General features: G+C 64.0%; 14 protein-coding genes. 6 read left to right on the forward strand and 8 right to left on the reverse strand.

Annotated elements, in window-relative coordinates:
• Positions 1-24: 24 nt before the first annotated feature.
• The 6 genes from ACFFJK_RS03515 to ACFFJK_RS03540 all read right to left on the reverse strand — a co-directional run bounded on the left by ACFFJK_RS03515 (position 25) and on the right by ACFFJK_RS03540 (position 12686).
• Positions 25-897 (reverse strand): PEP-CTERM/exosortase system-associated acyltransferase, encoded by an 873-nt coding sequence (locus ACFFJK_RS03515; RefSeq protein WP_379677723.1) that lies wholly within the window; start codon positions 895-897, stop codon positions 25-27.
• A gap of 68 nt (positions 898-965) precedes the next feature.
• Entirely contained in the window at positions 966-3743 is a 2778-nt protein-coding gene (gene prsT, locus ACFFJK_RS03520; protein WP_379677724.1) for an XrtA/PEP-CTERM system TPR-repeat protein PrsT, read from the reverse strand.
• Positions 3744-3970: 227 nt separating this feature from the next.
• Complete coding sequence (locus ACFFJK_RS03525; RefSeq protein WP_379677725.1) at positions 3971-4273, reverse strand: hypothetical protein; 303 nt, start codon at positions 4271-4273, stop codon at positions 3971-3973.
• 209 nt (positions 4274-4482) lie between these two features.
• On the reverse strand, positions 4483-7770 hold the full coding sequence (gene icmF, locus ACFFJK_RS03530) for a fused isobutyryl-CoA mutase/GTPase IcmF (protein WP_379677727.1): 3288 nt from the start codon (positions 7768-7770) through the stop codon (positions 4483-4485).
• A 208-nt stretch (positions 7771-7978) separates the two neighbouring features.
• Positions 7979-11551: an indolepyruvate ferredoxin oxidoreductase family protein gene (locus ACFFJK_RS03535; RefSeq protein WP_379677728.1), complete on the reverse strand. Its 3573-nt coding sequence runs from the start codon at positions 11549-11551 to the stop codon at positions 7979-7981.
• 199 nt (positions 11552-11750) lie between these two features.
• Complete coding sequence (locus ACFFJK_RS03540) at positions 11751-12686, reverse strand: LysR substrate-binding domain-containing protein (RefSeq protein WP_379677729.1); 936 nt, start codon at positions 12684-12686, stop codon at positions 11751-11753.
• A gap of 106 nt (positions 12687-12792) precedes the next feature.
• On the opposite strand from ACFFJK_RS03540, the gene ACFFJK_RS03545 reads away from it, so the two are divergent.
• Positions 12793-14013 carry an HD-GYP domain-containing protein gene (locus ACFFJK_RS03545; RefSeq protein ID WP_379677730.1) on the forward strand — a complete coding sequence of 407 codons (1221 nt, stop codon included), beginning with the start codon at positions 12793-12795 and terminating at the stop codon, positions 14011-14013.
• Between the two features lie 23 nt (positions 14014-14036).
• Here the strand turns inward: ACFFJK_RS03545 and ACFFJK_RS03550 are convergent, their stop codons facing one another.
• Positions 14037-14777, reverse strand: a complete 741-nt coding sequence (locus tag ACFFJK_RS03550; protein WP_379677731.1) for an SDR family oxidoreductase — start codon at positions 14775-14777, stop codon at positions 14037-14039.
• 96 nt (positions 14778-14873) lie between these two features.
• Between ACFFJK_RS03550 and ACFFJK_RS03555 the strand changes: the two genes are divergently transcribed.
• A complete protein-coding gene (locus ACFFJK_RS03555) occupies positions 14874-15479 on the forward strand; it encodes a 2-hydroxychromene-2-carboxylate isomerase (RefSeq protein WP_379677732.1) in 606 nt (201 codons plus the stop codon).
• A gap of 6 nt (positions 15480-15485) precedes the next feature.
• On the opposite strand, the gene ACFFJK_RS03560 is transcribed toward ACFFJK_RS03555, so the two are convergent.
• Positions 15486-16520 carry a GGDEF domain-containing protein gene (locus ACFFJK_RS03560; protein ID WP_379677733.1) on the reverse strand — a complete coding sequence of 345 codons (1035 nt, stop codon included), beginning with the start codon at positions 16518-16520 and terminating at the stop codon, positions 15486-15488.
• A gap of 356 nt (positions 16521-16876) precedes the next feature.
• Between ACFFJK_RS03560 and ACFFJK_RS03565 the strand changes: the two genes are divergently transcribed.
• From ACFFJK_RS03565 to cpaB, 4 genes are all read left to right on the forward strand, one after another.
• The gene (locus tag ACFFJK_RS03565; RefSeq protein WP_379677734.1) at positions 16877-17065 is read left to right on the forward strand and encodes a Flp family type IVb pilin; all 189 of its coding nucleotides are present in this window, start codon (positions 16877-16879) and stop codon (positions 17063-17065) included.
• A gap of 66 nt (positions 17066-17131) precedes the next feature.
• Entirely contained in the window at positions 17132-17653 is a 522-nt protein-coding gene (locus tag ACFFJK_RS03570; RefSeq protein ID WP_379677735.1) for an A24 family peptidase, read from the forward strand.
• Between the two features lie 111 nt (positions 17654-17764).
• On the forward strand, positions 17765-19150 hold the full coding sequence (locus ACFFJK_RS03575) for a DUF8689 domain-containing protein (protein WP_379677736.1): 1386 nt from the start codon (positions 17765-17767) through the stop codon (positions 19148-19150).
• Positions 19147-19998, forward strand: coding sequence for a Flp pilus assembly protein CpaB (gene cpaB, locus ACFFJK_RS03580; RefSeq protein ID WP_379677737.1), 852 nt, complete (start codon positions 19147-19149; stop codon positions 19996-19998). The genes ACFFJK_RS03575 and cpaB overlap by 4 nt, the downstream gene beginning before the upstream one ends.
• Positions 19999-20016: the final 18 nt, after the last annotated feature.

The raw sequence follows: 20016 nt of genomic DNA on the forward strand, positions 1-20016 counted from the left end.
TTATCGTCCAGTCTTGGACCCTAGTTATTTTTTCCTGGTGCGCGCACCCCAAAAATTGCCGATCATGGTTTTCACCAGGATCCACAGGGGGATCGGTTCGTCGTTGAACCACGCTGCCAGGAACTTGTTTTCCCTCTTTAAGCGCTCGTCCAACTCGTTCAAGTCGGCCATGTGGGGAGTGACCGGACCGTAATAATCCACTTGCGGACCAATCGGCACAAACTTGAAACCCATCTTTTCCAGCGAGCGCGCCAGTGACCTTTCCATAGCGGCGTACCAGTAACGAATCCCATTCTGGCGGCTATGGCGGTACATCTCTCGATACATGCCGAGCAATAATAGCGGACTATTGTTGCGCTTGTCGCGCCGCACGGTTGAACCCGGTTGAATCGCTTTCGTGCTGCCTTTTTCCATGAAGTCCTGCGAAATACCCTCCATCGTGTCGCCTCGGCGCCGGCGGTAGGTCTTCTTGACAACCAGGCGCGAGATTTCTGCGGCCGATTCGGGCGCCGGGTAGGCGAATTCCGGAAACGGTGTGCAGTGGGACTGAAAGGGATAGGCCTGGCCGGGATGCGGTTGGACCAAGCGTACCGTGCCGATGATCGTCTGGTCCAGGGTATAAGCGGCGAAATGGGTCGAGCAATCGTCGTACTCGTCCGTTTCGAGTTCTTCCTTGAAGTCGCTCGCTTCCAGATACTGGCGCTCCAGGCAATACACTTCATAACGGAGCTTATAGATTTCCTTGAGCACGTAGGAGTCCATATTACCTTTCAACACCTTACGGAAATTGAAATATGGAATCAGTACGTCGCGTTTGCCGCTGAAGCGTTCAACCAGTCGTGCAAGGAAGCCAGCGGGGACAGGGTCGCACTCGTGCTGTTGGATAATGGAGCTCATGGTCAGGCCTGACAGGCTGGGTTGGAAGATCGCACAGGACCGCCGCCAGGGCGGCGGCCCTGTGCGGCTTACAGTTGGCGCAGGAGCGATTTCGCGTCGTCCATGGCGCTAAACGATTTGCCGCTGGCAAGCGACTGCTCGAGTTCCTTGCGGGCACCGGCCTTGTCGCCGGCTTTTGCCAGCCCGGCTGCCAGGTGATAGCGGATATCCCCTGCGTCCGGGCTCAGGGAAACGGCTTTGCGCAGCAGCTCGACCCCGCGGGCGGTATCGCCTTTCTGCACCAGGATCCAGCCCAGGGTATCCATGATCGCCGGTTCCTTGTTCGCCAGCTTGTAAGCCTGCTCGGCCGTCGGCAGGGCGCGCGCATCATTTTCCTGCTGGTAGGCCCATGCCAGGTTGTTGAGCGCGGCCGCGTTGGACGGGTTGACCTTGAGCGCGGCTTCCAGGCTGGCGATCGCCTGCTTGAACTGCCGCTTGGCCAGGTAGTTTTCGGCGACCATCATGCCGACCATCTGGTCCTTCGGGTTGGCCGCGTGGTACTTCACCAGGCGGGCCTGTGCTTCGCCTTCCTTGCCGCTGCGGGCCATGAGCTGGCTGATCTTGACCAGCAGGGCCGGCGAGTTGTTGATGGCATAGGCCTTTTCATACGCGGCCAGCGCCGGCGCGGTCTTCTGCTGGGACAGCAGCAGGTCGCCCTCGACCTGATAGCCGATCGGCGACTTCGGGTCGTCCTTCTGGATCTGGCGGGCCGCTGCCAGGGCTTCCTCGGGCTTGCTATTGCGCATTGCGAGCTCGACCTGGCCAATACGGGCCTGCACGAACTTCGGATCGAGCGCCAGGGCACGCCTGAGGCTGTCTGCCGCGGCCGTGTCGTTCTTCATCATCATGTGTACCGCAGCCAGGCGCAGTTGCGCCATCGGTGACTTCGGCATCACATTGGCCAGTTTGCTATACGAGTCGAGCGCTCCGGCATGGTCCTTGGTCGCCATCTGGGCCTGGCCCATCAGGTCGAGCAGTTCCGGATTGCCCGGGTGGATAGCCAAGGTCTTGCGTGCCAGCACCGCTGCCTTTTCCGGCTGCTTGACCTGCAGATAATGCCCGCCAAGGGTGACGGCGGGCGCGGTCAGTTCCGGATTCTCGGCATGCGCCTTTTCCAGCCAGGCCGTGGCCTGCTCGGCGCGTCCCTGGGATATTTCGATCGAAGCCAGTGCGTTCATCGCATCGACGTTCTTCTTGTCCTTGGCCAGCAGCGCCTCGAAGCGTTGCTTGGCGCCGGTGACGTTTTTCTCTGCTGCGTCGAGCCGCGCCAGGTTGGCGACGGCAGGGAAGAAAGTCGGTTGCAGTGCAACCGCCTTGTCGAAGCTGGCGCGGGCGTTCTTGACGTCGCGCTTGTTCAGATAGACGCCGCCCTTGAGGTTGTGGATCGCGGGATTGTTCGGCTGGGCCTTTTCCATGGCCTGGATCGCCGCCATGGCCTTGTCGTGTTCGCCACGACGCAGTTCCGCCTGGACCAGGGCAAAGCCGGCCTCGGTCGATGCCGGGTCGAGCGTGGTAGCGCGCTCGAGTTCGTTGATCGCCTGGTTCCAGTCGCCCTGGCCGATTTTCGACAGGCCGAGCGACGTGCGGATGCTGGCGGCGCCAGGGGCCAGCGTGCTTGCCTGTTCCAGGTAGGCCGAGGCCTTGGCGAAGTCGCGCGACTGCAGGTAGGATTGGCCCGTCAGCGCCAGCAGTTGCGGGTCCTGGCTGTCCTTCACTACCGGCGCCAGGACGGCAGTGGCCTCGGCCGCCTGGCCGGTCTTGAGCAGGGATTGCGCCAGCAGTTTGCGGGCATAGACATTGTTCGGATTCGACTCCAGGTAGCGGCGCAGGTGCTGTTCGGCTTGCTGGTTGCCGCCCAGGTTCAGTTCTACGGCGCCAGCCAGCAACACGCTCGGCATGTGCTCGGGAGCGGCCTTCAGGATTTTTTGCAGCGAATCTCTCGCTTCCGCGTTCTTGCCGCCGGTGAAGTCCAGCAGTGCCTGGACATAAGTGACGTTCAGGTCGCCGCTCCAGTGTTTCTTGGCGGCGTCGATGTCGGTCTTGGCTGCAGCGAGGTCGTTGGCCGCGATGTGGACATAGGCTTTCTCGACATGGGCGCTGCGGTGGGCTGGATTGATCGACAGCACCTTGTCATAGGCGGCGAGGGCCTCCTTGGCCTTGCTCTGGCTGCGCAGCAGATTGCCTTTTAGCATCCATGCTTCGGCATTGCCCGCGTCGCGGGTGGTCGCTTCGGTGGCGAAGCGGTCCGCACCCTTAAGGTCGTTCGCAACGGCAGCGTGGCGTGCCAGACCGACCAGGGCGTCGCCGGCGTTCGGGTTGAGCGCCAGTGCCGCGTCATAGGCTTGCTTGGCCGTGTCCCTGTCGCCCAGTGCCAGTTGCGCATCGCCGCGGCGTGCGAGCAGGACGGCCGAACCTTGTGCCTTTTCTGGCGAGATTTCCTCGAGCACTTCCTTGAATTTACCTTGCTGCATCAGCGTAGTGGCGAGCAGCGGCAGGGTCTTGTCGGCGGCAGCACCAAGGCTGGCAGCCTTGCGCAATTCTTTTTCGGCCGAGGCGGCATCGCCGAGTTCGAGATGCAGCGAGCCCAGGCGCAGGCGGGCTTCGGCGTTCTCGGGGTTTTGGCCGACCGCGTTCTTGAGCTGGATCATCGCCGCTTTGCGGTCGCCTTTTTCCTGGTACTGCTGTGCTTCGGTCAGCAGTTCCTCGGCAGTCTGTGTGCGGCTGCAGCCGGCCATTCCCGCGCTCAGCAGGATAGCGCCGGAGACCACGGCAACGGCAAGTTGTTTCTTGGTGAGATTACCCGGCATTGTCTTTCCCTTTGATGAAGGCGCTTGCGAAGATGATGTGTTGGGTGCAAGCGAAGTTCCCGAATGTTAATAATACATCAAGGAATGCTTTCAAAGCGCCACGAGCTCATCAGTGTTCGGAAATAGCCGACACCTGTTGCAATTGTGCGAGAAACAGGGACACTTCGTGTTGATTTGAAGAAGGATAGCAGCCGTTCGCGCGCAATGACAGCCCCACGCAGGGGGGATCAGGACTTGCGCAGGCGGCTGAGCAGGGCCTCGACGTTCTCGCCGACCGGCAGCCCATGGCGGCGCAACAGTTGCACATGGAGGACGAGGTTTTCCAGCACCAGCTTGGCCGACACCGCGAGCAGGGTCATCAAGCGGTCTTCGGTGCTGAAGTTTTCCATCGCCGCAGCCATCTCGCACAGGTGGTTGGCCACCAGTTCGCGCAGATCGTCTTCGGGAAAGGGGAGGTCGGCAAAGTCGATCGGGTCTTCCTGTTCGACTTCGCGCATCAGGGCGGCGAGCTGCTCGGGCTGGATCGGCATGCGTGGACTCCGCGGGTGAAAGTGCGTCCATTTTAGGCCAGCGGGGGGACGGACGGCCACGGGTTTGCACAGCGGCGTGCAACCGGGCTTGCTCAGGGGGCAGGCGGCATCTCGGGGGGGAGCGGGATAGGACAGCGGCAGTGCGTAAATTCGGCTTACTGCTGCCGCTGGTGCATGCGCCGCCCGCAGGAACGCGGGCGGCGAAGGACTTACATATTGCGGCGATACTGCCCGCCCACCTCGAACAGCGCAGTCGTGATCTGGCCCAGTGAGCAGACGCGTACGGCATCCATCAGCTTGGCGAACACGTTCTCGTTGTCGATCGCGGCTTGCTGCAGGGCGGCCAGGGCAGCCGGAGCCTTGTCGGCGTTACGTGCGTGGAAGGCTTCCAGGCGGGTCAGCTGCGACTGCTTCTCGTCGTCAGTCGAACGCGCCAGCTCGATCGTCGCCGGGGCGCCAGCGCCGTTCGGGTTGCGGAAGGTGTTCACGCCGATGATCGGCAGCGAGCCGTCGTGCTTCTTGTGCTCGTACAGCATCGACTCTTCCTGGATCTTGCCGCGCTGGTAGCCGGTCTCCATCGCGCCCAGCACGCCGCCGCGCTCGGCGATGCGCTCGAACTCCTGCATCACCTGCTCCTCGACCAGGTCGGTCAGCTCGTCGATGATGAATGCGCCCTGGTTCGGGTTCTCGTTCTTGGCCAGGCCCCATTCGCGGTTGATGATCAGCTGGATGGCTAAGGCCCGGCGGACGGATTCGTCGGTCGGCGTGGTGATCGCTTCGTCGTACGCGTTGGTGTGCAGCGAGTTGCAGTTGTCGTAGATCGCGATCAATGCCTGCAGCGTCGTGCGGATGTCGTTGAAGTCGATCTCTTGCGCGTGCAGCGAGCGGCCCGAGGTCTGGATGTGGTATTTCAGCTTCTGCGACCGCTCGTTGGCGCCATACTTGTCGCGCATGGCGACGGCCCAGATGCGGCGCGCCACGCGGCCCAGCACCGTGTATTCCGGGTCCATGCCGTTCGAGAAGAAGAACGACAGGTTGGGCGCGAAATCGTCGATGTGCATGCCGCGCGCAAGATACGCTTCGACAAAGGTGAAGCCGTTCGACAGGGTAAACGCCAGCTGCGAGATCGGGTTCGCGCCAGCTTCGGCGATGTGGTAGCCCGAGATCGACACCGAATAGAAATTGCGCACCTGGTGGTGGACAAAATATTCCTGGATGTCGCCCATGACCTTCAGCGAGAACTCGGTCGAGAAGATGCAGGTATTCTGGCCCTGGTCTTCCTTCAGGATGTCGGCCTGCACGGTGCCGCGCACGGTCGACAGCACCCACTCCTTGATCTTTTGTGCTTCGTCGTCGGTCGGCTGGCGGCCGTTATCCGCCACGAACTTGTCGATCTGCTGGTCGATGGCGGTGTTCATGAACATCGCCAGGATGGTCGGGGCCGGGCCGTTGATCGTCATCGACACGGACGTGGACGGGCTGCACAAATCAAAACCGTCGTACAGCACCTTCATGTCGTCGAGCGTTGCGATCGACACGCCGGAGTTGCCCACTTTGCCGTAGATGTCCGGGCGCAGCGCCGGGTCGGCGCCGTACAGGGTCACCGAGTCGAACGCCGTGGACAGGCGCTTGGCGTCCATGCCCTGCGACACCAGCTTGAAGCGGCGGTTGGTGCGGAAGGCGTCGCCTTCGCCGGCGAACATGCGGGTCGGGTCTTCGCCTTCGCGCTTGAAGGCGAACACGCCGGCCGTGTACGGGAAGGAGCCGGGCACGTTTTCCAGCATCAGGAAGCGCAGGATTTCGCCGTGGTCCTCGAATTTCGGCAGCGCCACCTTGCGGATCGGGTTGCCCGACAGGGTCTTTTGCACCAGGCGGGTACGGATTTCCTTGTCGCGGATTTTCACGACGTAATCGTCGCCAGCGTAGGCGGCCTGCATGTCCGGCCACATCGCCAGCAGCTTTTTGGCGCTGCCTTCCATGGCGTTGTCACGCTCGGTGATCAGGTCGTCGAGCACAACCTCGCGGTTGGCAGCGGCCAGCATGCGCTTGGTCTCAGCCAGCTGCTGGCGCTCGCGCGCCAGTTGCACTTGCTTCTTCACATTGCGGTGGTAGCCGCGCACGGTGTCGGCGATCTCGGCCAGGTAGCGTGCGCGGGCGGGCGGCACGATCACGTTCTTGCCGCTGGAGGATTTTTGCGAAGGCGCGGCCAGGCGGCTCGGCTCGACCTGCAGGCCCAGCTCGGCCAGCTTCGGCAGCAGGCCGTGGTACAGGGCGGTGACGCCGTCGTCGTTGAAGCGCGATGCCTGGGTGCCGTACACCGGCATCTCGTCGGGCTGTTTGCTCCACAGTTCGCGGTTGCGCTGGTACTGTTTAGACACGTCGCGCAGCGCATCCTGCGCACCCTTGCGGTCGAACTTGTTGATGGCGATGAAGTCGGCGAAGTCGAGCATGTCGATCTTCTCGAGCTGCGAGGCGGCGCCGAATTCCGGCGTCATCACGTACATCGAGGTGTCCACGTGCGGCACGATGGCGGCGTCGCCCTGGCCGATGCCCGAGGTCTCGACGATGACGAGATCAAAACCGGCCACCTTGCAGGCGGCGATCACGCTAGGGAGCGCCTGCGAAATCTCGGAGCCGGCTTCGCGCGTGGCCAGCGAGCGCATGAACACGCGGGCCTGGCCATTCCACGGGTTGATCGCGTTCATGCGGATGCGGTCTCCCAGCAGGGCACCACCCGACTTGCGGCGCGACGGGTCGATCGAAATGACGGCGATGTTGAGGCGGTCGCCCTGGTCGAGGCGGATACGGCGGATCAGTTCATCGGTCAGCGAGGATTTACCTGCGCCACCGGTGCCGGTGATGCCGAGGACCGGCGCCTTGACGGTGTCGGCGGCTTCCATGATCTGCTTGCGCAGGCCTTCGCCGGCCTTGCCGTTTTCCAGTGCGGTGATCAGTTGGGCCAGTGGGCGGTGGCGCTCGGCGATGTCGCCCTGTTTCAATGCCTCGATCGAGGTCGGGGCGTAGGACGACAAATCGACGTCGCAGGTTTCCAGCATCGAGCGGATCATGCCGACCAGGCCCATGCGCTGGCCGTCTTCCGGGCTGAAGATGCGGGTGACGCCGTAGGCGTGCAGTTCTTCGATCTCGCTCGGGACGATGACGCCCCCGCCGCCGCCGAACACCTTGATGTGGGCGCCGCCGCGCTGGCGCAGCAGGTCGATCATGTATTTAAAATATTCGACGTGGCCGCCCTGGTAGCTCGAGATGGCGATGCCTTGCACGTCTTCGGCCAGGGCTGCGGTGACGACTTCGTCGACCGAGCGGTTGTGGCCGAGGTGGATCACTTCAGCGCCGTTGGACTGCAGGATACGGCGCATGATGTTGATCGAGGCGTCATGGCCATCGAACAGCGAGGCGGCGGTGACGAAGCGCACCTTGTTGGCCAGCTTCGGCTGCTCCGGCAGGTCGAGTTTCGCGGCGGGGGTGATGTCGTTCATGGGGTGGTCCTTGGAATATCGGATGAGGACGGGGTATCCTGGTACGGTATATGACGTTAACGTTAACGTCAAGCCGGGCACGCAGCCCGTCGCTCCCACGAAGGCGGGAGCCCAATTTTGTTCGCGTTCCGGTGAGCGTCTGTAGCTCGCGGCTGCAAAATTGGGTCCCCGCCTGCGGGGGACGACGTTGTTTCAGTTTGCGTAAAGATCAGGCAGCACGGCGCTTGACGTTGCCGGAAAGAAGCTCGGCCTTGCGCGCTCGGAATTCGGCCACGGCCTTTTCCTTCACGTGGCCGAAGCCGCGGATCTGTTCCGGCAGCGACGCCAGTTCGACCGCCTCCAGGTGGTTCGCCGCATCGAGCCTGGCGACCAGACTCTCAATCATCTCGCGATACTCCTTGATCAGCGCACGTTCCATCTTGCGCTCCGCGGTATGGCCGAAGATGTCGAAGGCGCCGCCGCGCAGGCCTTTCATTTTCGCCAGTAGCTTGAAGGCGCCGAACATCCACGAGCCGTACTGCGCCTTGACCATGTGGCCTTTGGCGTCCTTTTTCGCGAACAGCGGCGGCGCCAGGTTGAACTTCAGGCTGAAGTCGCCTTCGAACTGGGTTTTGAGTTGCTCGACGAAGCGGCCGTCGGTGTACAGGCGCGCGACTTCGTATTCGTCCTTGTAGGCCATCAGCTTGAAGTAGTACTTGGCCACTGCCGTCGACAGCTTGTTGCCCAGGCCTTTCGCGCTTTCGGCCACGCGCACGCGGTTCACCAGGTCCTGGTAGACGGCCGCGTAGGCGGCGTCCTGGTAACCGGTCAGGAATTCGACGCGCTTCTTGATGACCGACTCCAGGCTCTGCGGCATCTGCACCACGATCGACTGGGTAGGCGTCGCCTGTTTCTCGACGCGCTTGAAGTCGACGGCGGCGCGGCGGCCCCACAGGAAGCTCATCTTGTTCGAGGCAACCGCCACGCCATTGAGTTCGATCGCACGCAGCAGCGCGGCTTCCGACAGCGGGATGCGGCCCTTCTGCCAGGCGTAACCCATCAGGAAGAGGTTGGTCGCGATCGAGTCGCCCATCAGCGCCGTGGCCAGCTTGGTGGCATCGACGAAATCGACACCCGATTCTCCGCCCACGGCTTCCAGGATCAGCGCGCGTACGTCGCCCGACGGGAATTCCCAGTCGCGTTGCTGGGCAAACGTCCCGGTCGGCTGTTCGTGCAGGTTGACGATGGCCAGGGTGCGGCCCGGACGCATTTTGGAGACCGCATCGGCGGCCCCGGTGGTGAGGATGTCGCAGCCGAGGATCAGGTCCGCTTCGCCGGTGGCAATGCGTTGGGCGCGCAGGCGATCCGGGCTGGCGGCAATCTTCACGTGCGAGGTCACCGAGCCGTTCTTCTGGCTCATGCCGGTCATGTCCAGCACCGAGGCGCCCTTGCCTTCGAGGTGCGCGGCCATGCCCATCAGCGCGCCGACGGTAATCACGCCGGTGCCGCCGATGCCGTTGATCAGGATGTTGTACGGATGCTCGACGCTCGGCAGCATCGGCTCAGGGAGTGCACCCCAGCCGTCGTCGGCGCCCTGTTTCGACACGCCGGCCTTGCTCTTCTTGAGCGTGCCGCCTTCGACGGTGACAAAACTCGGACAAAAACCCTTGGCGCACGAATAATCCTTGTTGCACGAGGACTGGTCGATCTGGCGCTTGCGGCCGAACTCCGTTTCCTTCGGCAGGATCGAGACGCAGTTCGACTGGATGCCGCAGTCGCCGCAGCCTTCGCAGACGGCTTCGTTGATCACCATGCGCTGGTTCGGGTCGGGGAACTCGCCTTTTTTCCTGCGGCGGCGCTTCTCGGCGGCGCAGGTCTGGTCGTAGATGATGACGGTCACGCCCGGCAGTTCGCGCAGTTCGCGCTGGATGTCGTCCATGTGCTTGCGGTCGTGCAGGGTGACGATCGCCGGCAGGTTCGAGCGGTCCGCGTAGCGCGACAGGTCTTCGGTGACGAGCGCGATGCGTTTCACCCCCTCGGCCGCCATCTGCTGCGCGATGTGCGGCACCGACGTCGTGCCGTCGACCGGCTGGCCTCCGGTCATGGCCACCGCATCGTTGTACAGGATTTTATAGGTGATGTTGACCTTGGCCGACACCGCGGCGCGGATTGCCAGGTATCCGGAGTGGAAATAGGTGCCGTCGCCCAGGTTCTGGAACACGTGCGGCACCTTCGAGAACGCGGCCTGGCCGATCCAGGGCGCGCCTTCGCCGCCCATGTGGGTGGTCAGCTTGTTCATCTCCGGGTAGATCGAGGTCGCCATCACGTGGCAGCCGATGCCCGCCAGCGCGAAGGAGCCGTCCGGCACCTTGGTCGAGGTGTTGTGCGGGCAGCCGGAGCAATAAAACGCGGGGCGGAACGGCGTGGTGATCGCCTTTTGCAGTACGGCGTCCTTCGCTTCCAGGAAGGCCAGGCGCGCGCGGATCAAATCACGGGTGGTGTCGTCGGTCACCAGGCGCGCGATGCGGCCGGCGATCACGCGCGCCACCTGCGCCACCGAGAAGTCGGCTTTCGGCGGCAGCAGCCAGTCGCCGCGCGGGGCGACCCATTCGCCCTTGTCGTCGAACTTGCCGACGATGTGCGGGCGCACGTCGTCGCGCCAGTTGTACAGCTGTTCTTTGAGCTGGTATTCGACGACCTGGCGCTTTTCTTCGACCACCAGGATTTCTTCGAGCCCTTGCGCGAATTCGCGCACGCCTTCCGGCTCCAGCGGCCAGATCATCGCCACCTTGTACAGGCGCAGGCCGACCTTGGCGGCCATGACCTCGTCGATGCCCAGTTCTTCCAGCGCTTCCAGCACGTCCAGGTAGGATTTACCGGACGCGATGATGCCCAGCTTGGCGTTCGGACTGTCGATCGTGGTGCGATTGAGCTTGTTTTCGCGGGCATAGGCCAGCGCCGCATAGATTTTATAGTCCTGCATCAGCGCTTCCTGCGCGCGCGCCTGCTGGCCCAGCGGGACGGAGGACAACTGCGTGTTCAGGCCGCCTTCGGGCATGACGAAGTCCTTCGGATACTTGACCTCGACGCGGAACGGATCGGCGTCCACCGAGGCGCTCGATTCGACCGTGTCGGCCAGCGCCTTGAAGGCCACCGAGCAACCCGAATAGCGCGACATGGCCCAGCCATGCACGCCCAGGTCCAGGTATTCCTGCACATTGCACGGGTAGAGCACCGGGATCATGCAGGCCGAGAAAATGTGGTCGGACTGGTGCGGCAGGGTCGAGGAATAGGCGCCGTGGTCATCACCGGCCACCAGCAGCACGCCGCCATGCTTTGCCGTGCCGGCATGGTTCATGTGCTTGAACACGTCGCCGCAGCGGTCCACGCCCGGGCCCTTGCCGTACCACATGGCGAACACGCCATCGTACTTGGCGGGGCCGATCAGGTCCACGGTCTGGGTGCCCCAGACGGCGGTGGCGGCCAGGTCTTCATTCACGCCCGGCACGAACTGCACGTGGTTCGCCTCCAGGTGATTCTTCGCCTTCCACAGCGTTTCGTCGAGGCCGCCGAGCGGCGAGCCGCGGTAGCCGGACACGAAGCCGGCCGTGTCCAGGCCGGCGGCGGCGTCGCGCTCGCGCTGCATCATCGGCAGGCGCACGAGGGCCTGGATGCCGGACAGGAAGATGTTGCCGGACTTGGCGGTGTACTTGTCGTCGAGGGTGACCGCTTTTAAGGCTGAAGAATCGAGGCGGGACGAATCGTCCGGCGCCACGGCCTGAGGCGTGACGGTGTCTGGCATGGGTGTCTCCAAAATCGTGATTCGGGCTGGTGTTCGCCGCTGGCAGCCGGGTAGGCGGGGCGGGGGGAACGGGTCGCGGTGGCGACAGGAGCGCTTCAGGTGCTGCTCGTTTTGCGCGTGGAGTGTAGGGACTTACCCGCGCCGGGGCCAATAGGGTTTGCGGATGGGGGTATAAGAAAAACTGATGGCCGTTATTGCGTCACGAAATGAGCAAGCGCGCACCCGGCCAGGCCTTGCGCGCGCACAGGTCTTCGGTGACGTCGCGTACCAGCTTCCCGATGGCCGCGGCGGCATTCGTGAGCGGGATGTTACGGGATGCGCACAGCATCACATGGCGGGTAATGGCGGGGTCGTGCACTGGCCAGGCCGCCACGGCGCCGCGCTCGATGTCGGCCAGCAGCGGCGCCACCGGCAGCAGGGTGGCGCCAAGGTCGGCCAGCAGCGCCGAGCGCAGGATGGCCAGCGAGTTGATCTCGAGGATGGGGCCAAGCGTCAGGCCGGCTTCCAGCGCCACCTGTTCGACGAGTGGACGCACACCGTGCTGGCGTGCCGGCAGGATCAGGGTACTGGCCAGCACCTGCGCCAGCGTGAGCGACGTCCCGCCCGGTGCGAATGCCGAGCCGGCACGGCAGATGAACATCAGGTCTTCCTCCACCAGCGCAGTGGAGGTGAAGTGGTCGGTCGGGACCTCGTCGAACAGCACCGCCAGGTTCAGGCGCCCCGATTTGAGCTGCTCGGTCAGGCTACCGGAGATTTCCTCGGTCAGCTGCAGCGTGATTTCCGGATACTGCGCGCGCGCCGCGCTCAGGATCGGCAGCGCCAGCGCACCGGAGATGCTGTGGGGCAGACCGAGCGAGACGCTGCCGGACGGGCGCGTGGTCGACTGCACCACCGCCGAGCGCGCGTCCGCCACCTGTTTCAGGATGGCCTGTGCGTGCTCGTAGAAGATCTTGCCCGCATCGGTGCTGACCACGCCGTGGGCCGAACGGTGCAGTAGCTGCGCGCCCAGCTCCTCTTCGAGCTGGCGCAACTGCTGGGTCAAGGCCGGCTGCGCCACGTGCAGTACGAGCGCGGCGCGCGACAGCGAGCCATGATCGACGATCGCGACGAAATAGCGCAGTTGGCGAAGTTCCATTTGATTTATGTGTTTGAGATGCAACAATTAGTGATTATCGGTAACACCATTGCTATACTGCATCTTGGCGAAGGGCGCCGACATTATTACAGAGCAGAGTAGCGACATGTTGAAAAAGGTGGATGCATCACAGCTGAAGGTCGGAATGTTCATCCACGACCTCGATTGCGGCTGGATGGACCACCCGTTCGTGCGCAACCGTTTTGTGCTGACGTCCGAAGACGAGATCTACAAGATCCGCCACGCCCGGATCCGCGGTGTCGTCATCGACTGCAGCAAGGGCCTGGACATCGACGACGCCCCGACGCTGGCCCAGGCAGAAGCTGCCCTTGACGCCGAAGTGACGGCGATTGCGGCCAAGCCGGTGGTCGTCACCCGCGTCTCGCTCGGTGAGGAGTTGCAACGTGCGGCGCATATCCGCAAGCAGGCCGCCGGCCTGGTGCGCACCGTGATGGCCGACGCGCGCCTCGGCAAGGCGGTCGAGCTGGACAAGGTCGGCCCGGTGGTCGAGAGCGTCACCGAATCGATCCTGCGCAATGCCGGTGCGCTGCTGGGCCTGCTTCGCATCAAGAACAAGGACGACTACACCTTCCTGCATTCGGTCAGCGTCTGCGCGTTGCTGGTCGCGTTCTGCCGTTCCCGCAACATGGACGAGGACACGATCCACCAGGCCGGCGTAGGCGGCCTGCTGCACGACACCGGCAAGGCGCTGGTGCCGGACGCTATCCTGAACAAGCAGGACCGCCTGACCGACGAAGAATTCGACATCATCAAGCGCCACCCGCGCGACGGCTACGACATCCTGGTCAAGACCCCGGAGATCGGCCCGATCCCGCTCGACATCACGCTGCACCACCATGAACGGCGCGACGGCAGCGGCTACCCGGATAAACAGGCCGAGGGCGGCATCAGCGAGCTGGCCCAGATGGCGGCGATCGTCGACGTCTATGACGCGATCACCTCGGACCGCTGCTACCACAAGGGCATGCCGGCGGCCGAAGCGCTGCGCAAGATCTACGAATGGAGCAAGTTCCACTTCAACCCCACGCTGGCGCAGGAATTCATGCGCTGCGTCGGCATCTACCCGGTGGGCACGCTGGTGCTGCTCGAATCGGGGCGCCTGGGCGTGGTCATCGAACCGCACGAGACCAGCCTGCTGACGCCGAAGGTCAACGTGTTCTTCAGCACCAAGAGCCAGGGTTACATCAAGCCACAGACCCTCGACCTGTCCAAGCCGCTCGGCTTCGGCGGCGGCGACAAGATCGTGCGCCACGAGTCGGCCGAGAAGTGGCAGGTCAATCCGCTGCGATTCATGAACATCGCCTGAGCTTTCGTCGCCCAGGCCTTGCCTCATAGCCCGCCGGCACAGCGCAGCGTCGTGCCCGTCACGTAGGATGCGGCGGGCGACAGCAGCCAGACGACCGGTTCCGCGATCTCGTCGGCGGTCGCGAGCCGCCCCATCGGGATCGCCGGCGCTACCCGTTGCGGGCGACCCGGTTCGCCGGCTGCCGCATGGATGCCGGTCAGCGTCGATCCCGGCGCCACGCCACACACCCGGATGCCTTCGGGCGCCATCTCGCGCGCCAACCCCAGCGTGAAGGTCTCGACCGCCGCCTTGCTGGCCGCGTAATGCACGTACTCGCACGGGCTGCCCGTCGCCGCGGCAACCGATGAGACGTTGACGATCACGCCGCGAATACCGCTGCGCCGGAACGCGGCAATGGCGGCGCGGCAGCAGTGCATCGTGCCGAACACGTTGGTGCGGAAGGTCGCCTCGATGGTGGCCGGACCGGTTTCCGTGAAGCGGGCGATGCGCCCGGTGATGCCGGCATTGTTGACCAGCGCGGCAGGCCGGCCCAGCTCGGCTTCGGTGCGGGCGAACAGGTGTGCGACCTGTTCTTCTTGGGCGACATCGGCCTGGATTGCAATCGCGGTTCCGCCCGCCGTCCGGATCGCCGCCACCACTGCTTCGGCTGCCAGTGTGTCGTGCTGGTAGTTGACTGCTACCGCGTAGCCCTCGGCCGCCGCGCGCCGCGCGATGGCTGCGCCGATCCCGCGCCCGGCCCCCGTCACGATCAGTACCTTGTCCATGTCTTGCTCGCTCCTTCGTGGCGCATGCATCCGGCTGCATGCTTGTCATGCACAATACGCGACAACAGGTCTTCCACCAAGCGACGAGGTACCGGCATGCCCCCACCCATCGAATTCTGGTTCGAGTTCGGCAGCAACTACAGCTATCTCTCCGTGATGCGCATCGAAGCGCTGGCAGGCGGCGCCGGCGTACCGCTGCGCTGGAAGCCCTTCCTGCTCGGTCCCATTTTCCGTGAACTCGGCTGGCAGAGCTCGCCGTTCGCCGGACAGAAGGAGAAGGGCGAGTACGTCTGGCGCGACATGGCGCGCCGCGCCGCGAAGTACCGGCTGCCGTTCACGCGGCCGGCAGTGTTCCCGCGCAGGGCCGTGCTGCCGATGCGCGTTGCATTGCTTGGCGCAGACCAGCCCTGGATGGGGGAGTTCTGTCGCCGCATCATGCTGCAGAACTGGGCCCACGACCGCGATATCGACAACGCCGGCACCGTCCTGGCGGCGCTCGCAGGACTGGTTGCGGACCCGGCGGCACTCGTGGCGGCGGCCGGACAGGATCCTGCCCGTGAAGCGCTGCGCGCGCAGACGGCGCAGGCGCGTGCGCTCGGCATCTTTGGCGCCCCGACATTCATGGTGAACGGCGAGATGTTCTGGGGCGACGACCGCCTGGAAGATGCGCTTGAGTTCGCGCGCGCCCTTCCGCAGGGCTGAGAGCGGTCAGAAGAATTCGGCGATGTCGTTGGCGGCGATGGTCTGCAGCAGGCCTTTGGCCACCAGCTCGTCGTAATGGCAGGCGCGGTTGCGTCCGTTGGCCTTGGCGAAGTACAGGGCCTGGTCGGCGTGGCCGAGCGTGACCACCGGCGAATCGGTGGCGCGGATACTGGTGAAACCGACGCTGACCGTGACCCGCCCGACCTGGGGGAAGTCGTGCGCTTCGACATTGGTGCGGAAGCGATCGATGATCTTGCGCGCGTTTTCCAGCGTGGTCGAACGCAGCAGCACGACGAACTCCTCGCCGCCGAAGCGGAACACCCGGTCCTGCGCGCGGAACGAGGACTGCAGCAGGTTGGCCACCAGGATCAGCACTTCGTCACCGTACAGGTGGCCGAAGCGGTCGTTCACCCCCTTGAAGTGGTCGACATCGATCACGGCCAGCCATTGTTTTTCTTCCGCACCATGATGGCGCCGCTCGGGCTGGCCCGGCACCAGCGGGGCGACGTCGGAAGCGTGCAGCATGCGCGCCAGCTGGTCGTCGAAGGTCTTGCGGTTGAGCAGGCCGGTGAGCGAATCACGTTCGCTGTAGTCGAGCAGGTTCTGGAAGTTGCGGTAGACACTGACGATTCCGCTGATCGTATGGATCGCTTCGCCGGTAAAGCCGCGCTCATGCGTGATCTCGAGGCAGGTATCGGCCTTGTCGCCGAACCAGATGGGCAGCCACAGGCGCCACAAGCCGTCGGGGCCGCTGCCTTCGGCACGCGAATCGTGGTGCTCCAGGCAGTGCGCCAGCGTTGGGAAGGCGCTGATCGGCTCGCCAGGGTTGCCGTCCTGCGCTTCTTCCGGACAGGCGACCCCGCCGGCACGGATGCAGGCACGCGGGCGGACGAATTTCTGCCCGCACACCGTGGCAATCGTCAACACCCGGGTTTGCACCGCGCCCGACAGTTCCTGCACCGCTGAAACCACGGAAATGTCCAGCATCGTGTGATCGCGGTGGCCAGTCATGTCCACCATGTGTCTCAGCAGGGAATCCATGTCGTTCACAGAAACGGGGTCAAGCAAAAGCACGGCGTAGAAACCACGGGGTGCCGCTTTTTTAAGCGCACAAGCGGAACAGGATAAATTGTTTTTGTATTGCAGGCAACTATTCTTAACAATATTTATCGTTTTGACGGGCACGTGAAAGATGCAAAGCACGGGATGTTTGTGCGCTCTCAAGCAGCAAGGGCCCAAATCATTTCCACATGGAAAACTTGCACAACATCAACTTGCCATACGGCACTATTCGATAAAGTGAACCCACTGACAGACGCAGTCGAAAGCAGCAAAAGACGGGGCCCCGTCTGTCAGTAAGACCTGTAATACGTTATCAACCACCATAAGGAGTTGTCATGAGCACCATTACCTCCGCCATCAAAGCTTTCGTTGCTGATGAAAACGGTGTGACGGCCATCGAGTACGGCCTGATTGCAGCCCTGATCGGCGTCGCGGTCGCAGCAACTGCTGGCACGATCGGCACCGACATCAAGACGGCATTCAACTACATCGCCAACAAGCTCCCTGACACCATCGCGGAGTAATCGCTGGTTGCCCCCCAGGAGCCAAAAGCCCCCGGGGGGCTTTTTTCTTGTGCAGAGGAGCGCATCATGGTTGTCGCACCCTACCTCGACACGCTGCTGCTGCTGCTGGTGGCGGCTGCCGCGATCAACGACTTGTCCAGCCGCCGCATTCCCAACCGCCTGCTGCTGGGCGGACTTGCCGGCGCGCTGGTGCTGCACGCATTGTCGGCCGACCCTCGCCAGGCCTTGCTGGCCGGTCTCGGCGGCGTTGTGACCGGCCTGCTGATCTTCATGCCTTTCTACCTGCTCCGCGGCATGGCTGCCGGGGACGTCAAGATGATGGCGACAGTGGGCGCCTTCACCAGTCCGACGGACGTCCTGGAGATCGCCGTCCTGGCCTGGTGCGCAGGCGGAATCATGGCCCTTGCCGTCGTCATCTACCGCGGCCGGCTTCGACTCGCGCTGGCGAACCTGTGGGGACTCGTACGGCCAATGCTGCTGCGGCTTCCCGCAGCGCCTTCGACGGCACGGGAAAGCGTCGGCTCGATCCCCTACGGCCTGGCGATTGCCGCCGGCACTATTTATCTTTTGATAGGCCGTTACGCTTGACTTTTACATTGAGTCATCTTCCTTGGCGGACATCAAGCGACAGAAAAGGACGATGGCTAGAATCAATTTAACAAATGTAAGAAATATCCGTACCCAGCAGGAGGTTTCCCCATGGAAGCGTTTATAGCGTCCAAGCCAGCTGCCTTCAGCGGGCACCTGGCAGCCAGCTCCAGTGACGCGCTCGAGGCCGAACGCGTGCCGATTCTGCCGCGGCAGCCGCGCACCCTGCGCGACACCGGCCTCGAACCGAGGTTCGTCACCGCCCTGGTGGTCAAGGCCATGCATGCGAGCGGAAAAACTGCACTGTCGTTCCTCACCGGGCGGCTGCACCTGTCGATCGGCGTGGTGCGCGAGGTGCTGCAGGGGCTGGTCGCCGAGCAGCACGCCGAAGTGGCATGGTGCGGCGAGTCCGACATCGACGTGCATTACCAACTGACCGCCTTCGGCCAGCGCGCCGCTGCCGAATACCTGGCCGAATCGCGCTACGTGGGCGCAGCCCCGGTGACGCTCGACGCGTACCGCGCCCTGGTGGAACAGCAGTCGCTACGCCGGCACGATGGCGTCCGCATTACGCCCGCCGAGCTGCATGCTGCGCTGGCCGATGACAGCATCGATCCCGCAGTGCGCGAACTGCTCGGCGCCGCGCTGCATTCGAATCGCCCCCTGATGTTGTACGGCCCGTCCGGCAGTGGCAAGACGACGCTCGCGCGCAAGTTGGCGCGGCTGCACCAGGAACCGGTGGCCGTGCCGCACGCGGTGCTGGTCAAGCACGAGATCGTGCAAATCTATGATCCGGTCCTGCACCCGGCGCCGTTGCAATCGCGCGCGCTGGAAGACCGGCGCAGTTGCGACACGCGCTGGGCGCTGTGCCAGCGCCCGCTGGTGCATACCGGCGCCGAGCTGGGGCGCGAGATGCTTGAACTGCATAGCGACTGCGCCAGCGGCGTGCTGCGCGCGCCGCCGCACCTGCTGGCCAACAACGGCCTGCTGGTGCTCGACGATATCGGCCGCCAGCGCATGCCGGCCGGCGACGTGTTGTACCGGCTGCTCGGTGCGCTCGAGCGCGGCACCGATCACGTCGCGATGCCCGGTGGCGCGACCCATGCGTTGCCGTTCGACGTGTCGCTGGTGCTGGCCACCAGCCTGGTCCCCGAGTCGGTCCTGGATGACTCCTGCCTGCGCCGCATCGGTTACCAGATTCCGGTCGGTCCCCTGTCCGAGCCGGGCTACCGCGCTCTGCTGCGCCACCAGTGCCTGCTGCGCGGCATCGACGCTGACGAGCGCGCGATCGATTACCTGATCAATGAACTGCACCGCCGCACCCGGCGTCCGTTGCTTGCTGCCTTGCCGCATGAGTTGCTGGGGCGGATTGCCGATTTTGCAGGCTTTGCCGGTCGCGCTCCACGTTTCGATGTGGACAGCGTGACCCAGGCCTGGAGCAGCCTGTTCGTTTCCTGCGCGGAGAAGGAACGGAGCAACCTGGGAGATGCCCAATGAAAAACAAGCGTGCCGTGATCGTGATGGCGCTCGCGATCCTGTTCGGCCTTGCCGCCGTGGTGCTGGCCTCGCGCTGGCTCCTGACGCAACCGGCGGCGAGCGCCAGCCGCATCGTGGTGGCTGCGGCCGACATCAACATGGGCCAGCGCCTGACGCCCGAGATGTTCAAGCTGGTCGAATGGCCGGCTCACAGCGTGCCGAAAGGCGCGTTCGACGATCCGAAGAAGCTCGGCGGCAGGGTGCTCAAGACCAGCATTCTGCTTGGCGAGCCCTTGAGCGAAGCGAAGCTCGCGCCGGTCGGCACCCTGGGCGGGCTGTCGGCCCTGATCACCGAAGGCAAGCGTGCCATTACAGTGCGCGTGAACGACGTGATCGGGGTGGCCGGCTTTGCACTGCCCGGCAACTACGTGGACATTATCGTCAGCACCGAGACCGATCCGCAGCCGCAGGCCGAGGTGCCCCGCCAACGAAGCATCTCGAAGATCGTACTCGAACGGATTCTGGTGCTGGCAGTAGCGCAGGAAGTCAACCGCGACGAGACCAAGCCGAAGGTCGTGAACGCCGTCACGCTCGAAGTGACGCCCGAGCAGGCCGAGTTGCTCGACCTGGCGCGCAGCGTCGGCACGCTGTCGCTGGCGCTGCGCAACCAGGTCGACCCGGCAGCGGCGCAAACCCTCGGCGCCACCAAGCAGAACCTGCTGCCGGCAGCGACCCCGCCGGTCAAGCCGGTAGCGATGACAGTGCGCGCACCGCGGGCGCCGGCGCCGAAGCCAGCCTCCGCACCGGTGCAGCGACGCGACTGCGTCAAGGTCATCAACGGCCTGCACGCTTCCCAGGAATGCTTCTGACCTTTACCGATCCGGGAT

This window comes from Massilia consociata (assembly GCF_042432755.1).
GTDB lineage: Bacteria > Pseudomonadota > Gammaproteobacteria > Burkholderiales > Burkholderiaceae_D > Telluria > Telluria consociata.